The 12,832-nt window shown below is 62.2% G+C and carries 12 protein-coding genes; 10 read left to right on the top strand and 2 right to left on the bottom strand.

Annotated features, from left to right (window positions below; all coding sequences use genetic code 11):
* The first annotated feature begins 34 nt into the window (after window positions 1–34).
* From MLD24_RS18620 to MLD24_RS18580, 9 genes are all read left to right on the top strand, one after another.
* Window positions 35–1,735: a diguanylate cyclase gene (locus MLD24_RS18620; protein ID WP_248168609.1), complete on the top strand. Its 1,701-nt coding sequence runs from the start codon at window positions 35–37 to the stop codon at window positions 1,733–1,735.
* Window positions 1,735–2,898: an HDOD domain-containing protein gene (locus MLD24_RS18615; protein ID WP_248168608.1), complete on the top strand. Its 1,164-nt coding sequence runs from the start codon at window positions 1,735–1,737 to the stop codon at window positions 2,896–2,898. Before MLD24_RS18620 ends, MLD24_RS18615 begins: the two co-directional genes overlap by 1 nt.
* A 57-nt stretch (window positions 2,899–2,955) precedes the next feature.
* Window positions 2,956–5,982 (top strand): GAF domain-containing protein, encoded by a 3,027-nt coding sequence (locus MLD24_RS18610; protein WP_248168607.1) that lies wholly within the window; start codon window positions 2,956–2,958, stop codon window positions 5,980–5,982.
* The gene (locus tag MLD24_RS18605; protein WP_248168606.1) at window positions 5,975–6,361 is read left to right on the top strand and encodes a response regulator; all 387 of its coding nucleotides are present in this window, start codon (window positions 5,975–5,977) and stop codon (window positions 6,359–6,361) included. The genes MLD24_RS18610 and MLD24_RS18605 overlap by 8 nt, the downstream gene beginning before the upstream one ends.
* A gap of 110 nt (window positions 6,362–6,471) precedes the next feature.
* Window positions 6,472–6,792 carry a DUF2288 domain-containing protein gene (locus tag MLD24_RS18600; RefSeq protein WP_227172689.1) on the top strand — a complete coding sequence of 107 codons (321 nt, stop codon included), beginning with the start codon at window positions 6,472–6,474 and terminating at the stop codon, window positions 6,790–6,792.
* Between the two features lie 87 nt (window positions 6,793–6,879).
* On the top strand, window positions 6,880–7,785 hold the full coding sequence (locus MLD24_RS18595) for a LysO family transporter (RefSeq protein WP_248168605.1): 906 nt from the start codon (window positions 6,880–6,882) through the stop codon (window positions 7,783–7,785).
* 8 nt (window positions 7,786–7,793) lie between these two features.
* A complete protein-coding gene (nhaR, locus tag MLD24_RS18590; protein WP_248168604.1) occupies window positions 7,794–8,687 on the top strand; it encodes a transcriptional activator NhaR in 894 nt (297 codons plus the stop codon).
* A 127-nt stretch (window positions 8,688–8,814) separates the two neighbouring features.
* Window positions 8,815–9,147, top strand: coding sequence for a DUF7352 domain-containing protein (locus tag MLD24_RS18585; protein WP_227172686.1), 333 nt, complete (start codon window positions 8,815–8,817; stop codon window positions 9,145–9,147).
* Window positions 9,148–9,651, top strand: a complete 504-nt coding sequence (locus MLD24_RS18580; protein ID WP_227172685.1) for a phosphate-starvation-inducible PsiE family protein — start codon at window positions 9,148–9,150, stop codon at window positions 9,649–9,651. It abuts the gene before it with no gap.
* Between the two features lie 75 nt (window positions 9,652–9,726).
* Here MLD24_RS18580 and MLD24_RS18575 read toward each other — a convergent pair whose 3' ends face one another.
* Both MLD24_RS18575 and MLD24_RS18570 read right to left on the bottom strand, forming a co-directional pair.
* Window positions 9,727–10,938 carry an HD-GYP domain-containing protein gene (locus MLD24_RS18575; RefSeq protein WP_248168603.1) on the bottom strand — a complete coding sequence of 404 codons (1,212 nt, stop codon included), beginning with the start codon at window positions 10,936–10,938 and terminating at the stop codon, window positions 9,727–9,729.
* Window positions 10,939–11,021: 83 nt separating this feature from the next.
* Complete coding sequence (locus tag MLD24_RS18570; RefSeq protein ID WP_248168602.1) at window positions 11,022–11,843, bottom strand: TatD family hydrolase; 822 nt, start codon at window positions 11,841–11,843, stop codon at window positions 11,022–11,024.
* A gap of 89 nt (window positions 11,844–11,932) precedes the next feature.
* Between MLD24_RS18570 and MLD24_RS18565 the strand changes: the two genes are divergently transcribed.
* Window positions 11,933–12,757 (top strand): polyphosphate kinase 2 family protein, encoded by an 825-nt coding sequence (locus tag MLD24_RS18565; RefSeq protein ID WP_248168601.1) that lies wholly within the window; start codon window positions 11,933–11,935, stop codon window positions 12,755–12,757.
* The last annotated feature ends 75 nt before the right edge of the window (window positions 12,758–12,832 follow it).

Here is a 12,832-nt window from a genome sequence, read left to right as displayed (position 1 = left end):
TTGCCAACTCAAGACCAGTGGTTAAGGGGATTTGATGCCGAGTGGCGGGTACCAGGACGTCGTCAACAAACTGGAGGCGCTGAAGGCCCAGTTCGTCGCCCGGGTGGTGGTGGAACTGGACGACAATGTGGCCAAACTGCACGCGGTGGAGGGCAATGCCGCCGGCATCCGGACCCTCAAGCAGGGGTATGAATGGCTGCATCGGCTGGCCGGCTCGGCGGGCACCTTTGGTTTCCAGGCCCTGGGCAGTCAGGCCCGCAAGCTGGAGGAGACCCTCAAGCAGGTGGTGGAGATGGATTCGGACGACCTGTCCGGATTGCTCGCCACGGTGCTGGATGAGGATTTCTACCAGCGCCTGGACAGCCTGCCGGACCTGCTCAAGGCCGACGCCGGCGATTGCGCCATTCCGCTGTTGCAGCGGGCGGTGGCCGAGCCGGAGGACGGCGCCCTGCAGCGGGTGGACCTGATTAGCGCCAACGACGAAGTACGTCGGGAGCTTGAACAGGGGCTGTCACGCTATGGCTACCGGGTGGCGGTGTTTGACAGTCCGGATGGCTACCGCCGTGATCATGCCAGTACCGGCGAGAATCTGGCGGCGTTGGTGGCCGACGCGGATCTGCTGGACGCGGTGCATGGGGTGGTGGCGGAACTGGAACGCCACAGCGACCTGCCGCTGGTTTTTGTGGCCCATGACGAATCCTTTGATGTCCGCTACCGGGTGGCGGATGCCGGCGCCGGCGGTTTCTTCACCGTGCCGGTGGATATTCCCGCGCTGGCGGATCGCATCCAGCAGCTCAATGAGGAGCGCGAAGAGCGCCAGGGCGGCAAGGTGCTGATCGTCGATGACGACGACCAGCTGGTGGAGCACTACCGGCTGGTACTGGAGGCCGGCGGCCTGGAAGTGGTGACCGTCACCCACCCCCCCGACGTCATCCGCCGGTTGTCGGAGTACCGACCCGACATCGTGCTGATGGATATCCACATGGGGGACTATTCCGGCATCAACCTGGCGCGGATGATCCGCTTCCAGCCGGAGTGGCTGGGGCTGCCCATCATCTATCTGTCCAGCGAGCAGGACCGGGACGAGCAGATTTCCGCCATCGCCGAAGGGGCGGACGACTTTATCGAGAAGCCGATTCGTGACCACCGCCTGGTGAAGGAGGTCAAGGCCCGCTGTGTTCGTGCCCGCCAGCTCTCCAAACTGGCGTCTCTGGACAGCCTCACGGGCCTGCTTAAACACTCCCTAGTGAAGCAGGAGCTGGCGAAGGAGTTTGATCGCTGTCGCCGCTATGGCCTGGCGGCCCAGGTGGCCATGCTCGATCTGGACCATTTCAAGCGGGTTAACGACAGCCATGGTCACGCCGTCGGCGATGTGGTGATCCGCGCCCTTGCCAACCTGTTGCGTCACCGGCTGCGTAAGACCGACATTATTGGCCGTTACGGTGGCGAAGAGTTTGTGGTGATCCTGCCGGACTGCAGTGCCGAGGTGGCGGAGGAAATCCTCCAGGACGTCTGTGGCCAGTTCGCCGGTCTGGTGTTTGCCGGTGATGGCGAGGAATTTCAGGTGACTCTCAGCGCCGGCGTGGCCAGCCTGCGGAACTTTGCCTCCGCCGAGGCCGCGCTCAACGCCGCTGACGAAGCGCTCTACCAGCGCAAGCGAGCCGGTCGCAATGGGGTGACGCTGTATCAGTCCCAGGACCCCAACCACCGTGATGACCAGGAGACCGGAGCCTGATGAATACCCTGATCCTCGAGGATGACCTGTTGATGGCGGAGCTGCTGGAAACCATCCTGGCGGGGATCTACCCGCGGCTGTCTGCCGACATCGTGACCTCGGTGGCAGAGGCAGGCAACAAGTGGCTGCCCGGTCGCTACCAGTTGGTGATCTGCGACTGGAACCTGCCGGACGGCTCCGGGCTGGAGCTGGTGCGACAGATCCGTAAGGACGATCGCGAAGTGGCGGTGCTGATGATTTCCGGCCGCAGTGACCGCGAATCGGTACTGGCAGCGGCTCATCATGGTATCAGCGGGTTTGTCTCCAAACCCTTCAGCGTGGAGATGGTCCGGGACCGGCTGAAAACCATCCTGCCCCCCGAGCAGGACGACGATGGCGATCACGGTGACCTGGAAGCCATGCTCAAGGCCGCCTGCGAGGTCCACTTTCAGCTGCCCACGACCCTGGCGCCGGCGGACGTTCTGGACCTGATGGATCGAGCCGAGCCCCTGGATGCCAACCAACTGGCGGAGCGCTGGCGGGATGAAACCGGTCTCACCACCCGGTTGCTGGATGTGGCTAATCGCAACTCTTTTCGACGGTCCGGCGAGCCGGTGTCGACCTTGTCGGAGGCGATCCGGCTGGTGGGTACGCGAATGTCCCTGGACATTGCCCTGGGGCTGGCGCTGGACAATACCCATGCTCTCAGCGACGCCGGCTTGCGGGAACGTGCTGAAGCCTTTCAGCATCAGAGCGAAGACGTTGCCCACTACGCCCAGTCAATGTTTCGCCAGCTGCGACTACCAGCGAACGAAGCCTTTACCGCAGGCCTGTTGAGCCGGGCCGGCGAGCTGGTGGTGCTTAGTGTGTTGCAGCAGTATCTGGCCGGTGGCGGCAGCCTAACCGATGAGCGGATTGACCAGGCCCTGAAGGACTGGTCCCAGCCTTGTGGCAATCGCCTCAAGGTGCAGTGGCGGCTGCCACTGGAGTTGAGGGAGCTGATTGGCGCGATCTATTTCCTGCCCCGGGGCGGCGCCAAACAGGACCGGATTGCCATGCGTGCCGCGGCCCTGGTTGCCCAGGGCCGGGTGGCGGAACCGGAATGTCAGCGTCTACTGCGTTTCGCTGGCCTGGACCCGAGTGATTTCGCCGATACCGCCGACCACGAGCCTGGGCCGGAGTGAGATAGTCGGTGAGGACTGCCACGAGACGACCACGAACAGGCGGGAAGGAGAAGGTGATTGAGAGCGCCAGAGATACCTGAAAACGAGACTGAACGGTTGCGTTCCCTCGGTGCCACCGGGCTGCTGGATTCCCCTGCCGAGGAACGTTTTGATCGCCTGACCCGGGTGGCACAACGGCTGTTTGGTGTGGAAATCGCGTTGGTCTCCCTGGTAGATGCCGACCGTCAATGGTTCAAATCCCGCCAGGGGCTGGATGCTCTGGAGACACCACGCAGTGTGTCGTTCTGCGGCCACGCCATTCTCAACGAGGACATCCTGGTGGTGGAGAACGCCGCGCACGATTCCCGCTTTCACGACAATCCGTTGGTGTGCGGCAGCCCCAACATCCGCTTCTACGCCGGCGCGCCGTTGCACTCCGCCGATGGCTTTCGGCTCGGTACCCTGTGCATCATCGACAGCCAGCCCCGGACCCTGTCCGCTCATGATCGTCGTTTATTACGGGATTTGGCCGACAGCATCGAGGCGGAGATTGGCCAGAGTCAGCAAAAAAGCTACTACCGTACCCTGGAGGCGCTCTCGGCCATTCACAACGACACCCGACGTGATCCCATCGACTGCCTTCGGGAGGGGCTGCGGCTGGGGTGTGATTACCTGAAGCTACCATTTGGCATCATCAGCCAGATCGAGGGTGATCGATACACGGTGTTGGCTCATGCCTCTCCCCCGGACACGCTCCACGATGGCCAGGCCTTTGATCTTAATGATACGTATTGCAGTCTGACCCTTGATGCCAGCGAAACCCTGGCCATTGAAAATATGGGGCAATCCCAGTACGCCAGTCACCCCTGTTACCGGGAGTTCGGCCTCGAGAGCTATCTTGGCACAGCGCTGGTGGTGGCTGGCCAGCCATACGGTACCCTGAACTTCTCTTCACCCTCGCCACGGGAACCCACGGGCTTCAACCACTACGACTTTCGCTTCATGGAACTGCTCAGTGGCTGGACAACAGCGGTGCTGGAGCGCTGGCAGGTGGATCAGACCCTTTCCCGGTTGCGGGCTATCGAACTGGCGGTGGCACGAGCGCAGGCCAGCTTCATTAACCGGCCGGACAATCCTCAGGCGTTTACTGAGCTGTTGGACGAGATTTTACGTTTCACTGACAGTGCTTTTGGCTTTATTGGTGAAATACTAAAAAGCCCCGAGGGGCAGCCATACCTAAAGACCGACACCATTACCAACATTGCCTGGGATGAAGCCTCGCGGGCCTTCTATCGTGACAACATCAACGAGGGGCTGGAGTTCCACAACCTCGACACTCTGTTCGGCCAGGTCATGACCACCGGCCAGCCGGTGCTGGCCAACGACCTGCCTAATGATTCCCGCGGCAGCGGCGTGCCCCACGGTCATCCGCCCATCCATACCTTTATGGGGTTGCCGATCTATCATGGCAGTCAGTTGGTGGGAATGTTGGGGCTGGCGAATCGGGAACAGGGCTACGACCGGACCCTGGAGCGGGAGCTGGGTCCGCTGTTGCGGACCATTGGGCAGTTGCGGGAGGCGACCCGGGTCCAGCGCAGTCAGCGAGAGAGCGAGCGTCGGCTGGAAATGGTGATTGGGGCCACCGACACGGGTATCTGGGAGTGGAACGTCCAGACCGATGCCCTGACCCTGAACGAACGCTGGGCCGAGATTATTGGCTATCGGCTGGAGGAACTGAGTCCACTGAGCGTGGAGACCTGGCGCCGGTTGCTCCATGAGGACGATCTTGAAAAGGCGGAAATCAAGTTGCGTCGTCACTTTGCCGGTGCTTCGGATTACTACGACGCGACCTTCCGCATGCGCCACCAGGATGGCCATTGGGTCTGGGTCCACGCCCGGGGTCGGGTCATGGCCCACGATATCCACGGTGATCCGCTGATCATGGCCGGTACCCACACAGACATCTCGGCCCAGAAAGCGGCGGAGCTGCGGCTCAAGGAGAGTGAGGCCCGGTTGCGGGCGCTGTTCGAACTGTCGCCGGTGGGTATCGCTCTCAACGATTTCGACACTGGTCAGTTCATCCAGGTCAACGATGCGCTGTTGGCATCTGCAGGCTACGGCCGGCTGGAGTTCCTGTCGCTGAGCTACTGGGATGTCACACCAAAGGACTATGCCGACCAGGAAGCGGTGCAACTGGAACGCTTGGAAAACAGAGGGCACTACGGCCCCTACGAGAAAGAATTTGTACACCGCAATGGCCACCGGTACCCCGTCATGCTGCATGGAACTCTGCTGACAGATGCTTCCGGTCGCAAACTGATCTGGTCGATAGTGGAGGACATAACAGAGCGTAAGCGGCTGACGCAGATGCAACGGGAGTTTGTGTCAACCGTCAGCCACGAACTGCGTACTCCGTTAACGGCGATCACCGCTGCCCTGTCGATGGTGGGCAAGGGCGTCGCAGGCGCCTTGCCGGAGAAAGCCCAGGACATGGTGAGCCTGGCGTTGCGCAACAGCGAGCGGTTGAGCGAGTTGATCAACGACATCCTGGATATGGAGAAACTGGCGGCCGGCAAGATGCCGTTCGAACTGGAACGTTGTGATCTGCTGCCCTTATTGAAACAGGTGCTGGACGATACCCGCAGTTACGCTGATCGCTTTCAGGTCCAGTGCCTGCTGGAAGCGGCGGACACTCGTCTGCAGGTCCGGGCGGACCCCCGTCGTCTCATTCAGGTGATGACCAACCTGCTGTCCAATGCCATCAAGTTCTCCCATACCGATGGCGCGGTTCGGGTGTTGGTAGAGCCTTCGGGCGAACGGGTGCGGGTGCGGGTTGAGGATCGGGGCCGGGGTGTGCCGGCGGCCTTCCGCGACAGGCTGTTCAGCGCTTTTGCCCAGGCCGACAGTTCTGACTCGCGGCAGTCCGGAGGCACCGGGCTGGGGCTGGTGATCAGCCAGCAACTGATGGAGGGCATGCACGGCGATATTGGATTTGAGGACACCCCTGGTGGCGGGGCGACGTTCTACATTGAGCTGCCGCTGCTGGGATCGGAGCGCGATCCGGGGGCGGACACATTGAGGGATGAGGAGTCAGACCATGGCTGAGTTGAAGCGCATCATGTACGTGGAAGATGAACCGGACATTCGTGCCGTGGCGGAACTGGCCCTGGTCTCGGTGGGCGGGTTTGAGGTGATGCTGTGCGAATCGGGCGAGGATGCGCTGGCGCGGGTGGACGGCTTTCAGCCCGACCTGATCCTGCTGGATGTGATGATGCCGCGGCTCGACGGCCCGGAAACATTGCAGGCGCTGCGCCAGAAACCTGGCCTGGCCGAGGTGCCGGTGGCGTTCATGACCGCCAAGGTCCAGTCATCGGAGGTGGAGTCCTACAAGGCTCTGGGGGCCATTGATGTGATCGCCAAACCGTTCGATCCCATGACCCTGTCTGACAAGGTCCAGGGCATCTGGGACCAGCATGTCGGTTAGCCGCTGGGCGCGTACCGGCATGGCGGCTGGCCGGCCTTGCCAAACGCCGGCAGATGGCCGACACTTTCGGCCCGTTTTCACTCACTGACAACCGCAAGGCGAGGCGTACCATGTCCAGCGACCAGTCCCGGGACGAACTCAAGGCCAAACTCAATCTGGAAACCTCCCGCATTGGCTGGCATGACCTGCAGACCTACTACGCCCGCGGCCACGTGGTGCGGGTCGGCGCCGACCTCGACCTGCTGGATGTCGCCGCCGAGCTGGTGGCCGACAATAAGACCCAATTCGATGCCTGGATGGCCGCCGGCCAGGTCGGTGACGTGCCGCCGGCCATGGCCCAGGCCTGGTATGACCGCAATGCCGAACTCTGGGCGGTGGTGATTGCGCCCTGGGTTCTGGTCCAGGACCGCAGCAGCCAACCGCTGCACTGACCTCCAGTCCCCCATTTCACCGGCCCGCCAAGGGCCCTGCCTGTCTCTGGCCCGGTATCGGGCCTCCACGCCTGTAGTGAGAGAGTTATGCTGGATGCGCTGATCATTCTTGCGCCCCTGTTTTTGGGGTTTGCCCTGGCCCTGGACAATCGTACGGTGATGACGGTGATCCATTACGCTGTGGAGGGGCTGGTGTATTTCATCCTGGCGTTGCTGGGTCTGGGCCTGGGACAAATGGATGGCCTGTGGCAGCAGCTGGCAACCATGCTGGGGCAGGTGGCGATTCTGGTGGTTGCCCTGGGCCTCGCCAACCTGGCGGCGCTGTGGCTGTGGCAGCGTTGGCAGCCGATGACGGTGGTGGCGGCTGAGGGGGCGACGGAAACGTCCTACCGACGGCTGTTTCTGGCGGCGCTGAAACCGCTCTCGGCGGTGTTGGTCGGGGTGGCCGCCGGTGCCTGGCTGCTGCCGGCATTGCCCTGGGTCGAGGACCTGGCGACCTGGTCACTGATGCTGCTGTTGCTGCTGATCGGTGTGCAACTGCGCAACGCTGGCCTGTCCCTGCGTAAGCTGTTGATGAACCGCCAGGGTCTGGGAATTGCGCTGGCGGTGGTGATCAGCTCCCTGCTGATCGGGTTGCTGCTCGGCCCCCTGCTGTCGATACCCTGGCACGATGCCCTGGCGCTGGCCTCCGGTTTTGGCTGGTACTCGCTGTCGGGGATCGTGGTGGGTGACGCTCTGGGCCCGGCCTGGGGTGGGGTAGCGTTCCTCAACGACGTCTTACGGGAGATCATCGCCCTGGCGCTGATTCCGCTGGTGATTGGTCGACACCCGGCCCTGGCCATCGGCTATGGCGGCGCCACCGCCATGGACTTCACCCTGCCCATCATCCGCAGCAGCGGTGGTCTGGCCTGCGTTCCGGTGGCGATTGCCTCCGGCTTTATTTTGTCCTTCCTGTCGCCAATACTGATGGGGTTGTTCCTGTCACTGGGGTGACCCGTGGAATGTTGCAGTCCCTGAATTTCAAGCATTTGTACTATTTCTGGGTCATTGCCCGGGAAGGGTCGCTGGCGCGGGCGGCGCAACTGCTCAACCTGGCGCCGCAGACCCTCAGCAGCCAGCTGACCGCGCTGGAGAGCTCGCTCGACAGCCTGCTGTTCCGGCGTGAAAACCGCCGCCTGGTGCTGACCGACCTGGGGCAGATGGTGTACCGCTACGCCGATGACATGTTCCGCATTGCCGACGAGCTCAAGACCGTGCTCGATACCCGGCCGGACGAGCGTGCCTTGGGGCTGACGGTGGGGGTCGCGGCGTCGATCCACAAACTGATTGCCTACCAGCTGCTGGAACCGGCACTGACCCTGACACGGCCGGTGCGGCTGAGCTGTCGCAGTGGCCGTCCGTCCCAGTTGCTGCAGGATTTGAAGGCCGGACAGCTGGATGTGGTGCTGACGGATCGCGAGCCCGACGCCGGCATGGACGATCACTGTTACGTGCACCCGCTGGGGCAGACCTCCATTACCCTGTTCGCAACACCGGATCTGGCCGCCACCCTGCAGACCGGCTTTCCCCACAGCCTGCAGGGCCAGGCTTTCCTTGCCAATGCGGTGAAGGCGCCCTACGTGCGCCAGTTGATGCAGTGGTTTGATGAGCAGGGCATCCGTCTGGACATCCGTGCCGAGATCGACGACAGCGCGCTGATCAAGGTGTTTGGCCATCAGGGCTACGGCGTGTTCGCTGCGCCCACGGTGATTGCGGACGAGGTCTGCCGTCAGTACCAGGTAGCGGCGGTGGGTGAGGTGGCAGAGGTACGGGATCAGTTGTACGCTGTAAGTCGCAGTCGTCGCAACAGTCACCCGGCGGTGGCGGCGATCTGTGGGCAGTCGTTGGCGTCCTGAGGGGCGGGTTGATCAGAGACTGTTAATCGTTCGAAAAAAGCTGATTGAAGTAACGAAGCAATCTGCTTTTCTCTGTTCCAGTATCCGGTAATGATGATCCTGTCGACCCACGATGAGGAGAGGCATCATGAAAACCATTCACAAGTATGCACTCAAGGTGAGCCGCGAACTGAACCGCTTGACCCTGCGTGAGGGCTTCCAGGTGGTACGCTGTGAGTACGTGGTCCCGGAAAAAACCGTCTATCTCTGGGTGGAGGAACCGCTCAAGGTGGATATCCCCGAGCGCCAGTACGAGTTCCGTGTTGCCTTCTCCGGCGAGCCGGTGCCCGATCACTACGTCTACCGCGGAACCGCCCTGGACCCGTTCGGTCCGGAAGCCTTCCACGTCTTCGAAGCGCCGGCGCAACAGCGTGAACAGCCGTACCGTGAACCATCCTTCCGCCCCGTGATCGCCGCCTGAATGAGCGACGACGCTGCCAGGGATGACAAAGACCGGGCCCCGGAAAAGGGCCCGGAAGCGACCCTGCTGGACCGGTTCGACCCGGCCCTGCTGAAAGGGCTCAATGCCATTATCAGGATTGCCGTGCGGCTGCTGGCGATCCTGATGGTGCTGGTGATTCTGATGGGTGTGGTGGACGTGGGCTGGACGCTGTACCAGAAGCTGGTCACGCCACCGGTCTACATCCTCACCATCTCCGACATGCTGGCCACCTTTGGCGCTTTCATGGCGGTGCTGATCGCCATCGAGATTTTCATCAACATCACCATCTACCTGCGTGACAACGTCATCCACGTCAAGATCGTGATTGCGACGGCGTTGATGGCCATCGCCCGGAAGGTGATCATCCTCGATCTGGACACCGTCGACGCCTCTTACCTGTGGGGCATCGCGCTGATCGTGCTGACCATGAGCATCGCCTACCTGATCGTCCAGAAAGCCAGTGACTCAGACGAAGTGCACTGATGTGCTCCTCCGGCTAGCCAGGCGGGGAGGAACTTTTCAGGCGGGAAGAAACTTTTTTGACGGGAAGCTGCTTCATTAGAGCGCAAGAAACTTCTTCAAGTTGATCTGGTAGTCTTCCGGGTCAACCGCCCGCACGATACGGTCCTGGCAGCCCGGACTCGCCAGATCCAGGGTTTCCACAGTGATCGGCATGCGGAATTTGGTGTGGTACATCACTCGCACCACCGGCAGGCGCTGGTCGTCGTCGTTGCTCTCCACCACCACGCCGAGCCGGCCACTCTCCAGCAGCACCAGTGAGCCCACCGGGTAGAGCCCGATGCAGCGGATGAATTGTTGTACCAACGCCGAGTCCAGGTGAGGGCCACTCCACTCCAGCAGTTTCTTCAGACCCTGGGTGGGCGTCATGCCCTTGTGGTAGACCCGATCGGCGGTGATGGCGTCGTACACGTCGGAGATCGCCACCATGCGACCGTAGACAGAAATTTCATCGCCCCGCAGGCCTTCCGGGTAGCCGGTGCCGTCCATCTTTTCGTGATGCTGGGCGGCCGTGAGGATGGTCAGTTCGCCAATGCCCTCGGTGGCCAGCAGGATGTCGCGGGAATGGCGGGCGTGGGCTTTCATTTCCTCAAATTCTGCGGCGCTCAGGCGCCCGGGCTTGTGGAGAATCTCCTCTGGGGTGAGGATCTTGCCGATGTCATGGAGCAGGGCGCCGATGATGGTCTGGTGCTGGACGTCGGCGGAACACCCCATGGCCTTGCCGAACAGCGACATCAGCACACTCAGGTTGACCGAGTGTTCCATCAGGTAGTTGTCCTTGTCGCGGATGCGACCGAGGCAGGACAGCGCGTTATGGTTACGGAACACCGATTCCTGAAGTTCTGTGGCCAGCTCGTTGAACGGAGTAATGTTGATGGCGTGGCCCAGCTTGACGTCCCGCAGTACATTGCCCACCAGGTTCTGGGCTTCACCATGAATCTGCTGGGCGATCACCATTTCATCCGCCAGTGGCCGTACCCTTTTCGGCAGCGGCTTGAGGGCACCGACGTCGTCCAGCAGCGCAGCATTGCGGGCGTCCACCTCACGGGCCGGCTCGCTGTCCTGGGTGTCCTTGCCCCTGGCGGTATCGATGTAGACGAATTCCACCCCCATCTGGCGAATCTTGGCGATGGTGGTCTCGTTACGCAGGAAACCGCGGCGATTGCGGGTGTTGTGGGGGATCCAGTCGTTGTTGAGGTCGGTGATGTACATCCCCACCTCCAACGCGGTTACTGGCACTCGTTTGATCATGCACCCTCTCCTGCCTTGATCATGAACCCGTTACCAATGCGTAACCGGCCTCAACCTTCACTATAAATCCAATGGCGGGCGGATCAAGCGCTGGCGCCTGCGAGACGATGGAAGGTCCTCAAGCTGTTGTGGTAGGTGGTTCGCACCACCTCGTCAACGGGGATTTCCTTGACCTCGGACACCTTCTCGGCCACAAAGGGTAGGTAGCATGGCGCATTTTCGCGGCCTCGGTAGGGCACCGGAGTGAGGAACGGCGCGTCGGTTTCCAGCAGGATCTGCCCGATCGGCGTCATGCGGATAATGTCACGGACGTTCTCCGCCTTGTTGAAGGTGGCGATGCCGTTGAATCCCAGACACCAGCCCTGGTCGATGGCGTAACGGGCCAGTCCCGGGCCGGAGGTGAAGCTGTGGATGACACCGCGGCGGGTCAGGGAGGCCTCGAAGTCCTGCAGGATCTCGATGGTGTCGTCATCCGCTTCGCGACTGTGGATGACCACCGGCTGATCCAGGTCGCAGGCAATCTGGAGCTGACGCCGGAACACCTCACGCTGTACCGCCCGATCGGCGTTGTCGTAGAAGTAGTCGAGACCGATTTCGCCCACCGCGACGATCTTGTCGTCGGCGCCGTGCTGGCGAATCTCCGCTTCCACTGCGTCGGTGTATTGCTCGGCGTCGTGGGGATGAATGCCCTGAGTGCCGTAGAGCCAGGGCGCGACCTGGCTCAGTTCCCGCACCCGGGCCAGGTTGTCGGGGGAAACAGCGATGGTCACGACCCGCTCGATGTTGACCCGGCGGGCCTCGGCCAGGATGTCATCCAGTGGCTGGTCCTTGAGGTAGTCCAGGTGACAGTGGGTTTCAATGATCGGGTGCTCGAACACCGGAATGTCGCGTTTCTTTCGGCTCATGAATCACTCGCGGGCTGCAGTTGGCGTTTGCGGCCCAGTTTACCATTTGACTTCCGGCCACCCCAGCCGGCCGGATGAGGAGCATTACCATGACGGATACGCCGTTCAGCCGCCAGTTTCACCTGGACCCGGCCCGGGTCCAGCTCAAGGACTATCCCACAGACATCGACAACTCGTTCGAGCTGCCCTGTCTGGAGACCAGCCTTGATCTGATCGGAGAGCATCAGCGCCGGTTGTGGGCCAACGGCAAGCATGCCCTGCTGCTGGTACTCCACGGTACCGACGCCTCCGGCAAGGACAGCCTGATCCGCACCCTGGCCACCTACGCCGATCCGGCCGGTTTCCACGCCTGGTCGTTCAGTCGCCCCGATGCCCTGGAAGCGCGCCACGATTTTCTCTGGCGTACGGTGCCCATGCTGCCGGCACTGGGCCAGATGGTGGCCTTCAACCGCAGCTACCACGAGGCGGTGATGGCGGAGCGGTTGTGGCCGGTGCGGGCGCCGGAGCACTACAACTGGCCGGCCCGCTATGACGCCATCCGCAGCTTCGAATCCCACCTGGTGCAGGAAGGCACCACCATCGTCAAAATCTGGCTGCACCTGTCCGACGAGGAACACCGCCACCGTCTGCTGAAGCGTCTGGACAAGCCCCGCAAGCGCTGGAAGTTCGAGTCGTCGGACATCGATGCCTGGCGCCGTCGCCACGAGTACCGCGCGGTGGCGGGGGAAGCCATGGCGGCGACCCATACCACCGCTGCGCCCTGGCACATCATCCCCGCCAACCGCAAACCGGTGGCGCGGGCATTGGTGGCGCGCATTGTGGCGGAGCAGTTGCAGGGCCTGGCGCCGGAGTACCCCAGCCATGATCCGGCGCTGCTGGCGCAATACGCTGAGGCGCTGAAAGCCAAGGACTAGTGTCCCGTCTGGTTAATTCGTTGACTTACTGAGCCACTGACAACCCGAAGAGCTAGGCGTGCTGGTGACGGTTTG

It is taken from the genome of Marinobacter xestospongiae, assembly GCF_023156385.1.
GTDB lineage: Bacteria > Pseudomonadota > Gammaproteobacteria > Pseudomonadales > Oleiphilaceae > Marinobacter > Marinobacter xestospongiae.
Note: the sequence above shows the minus strand (reverse complement) of the source record. Positions and strands in the feature narration are given on the sequence as shown.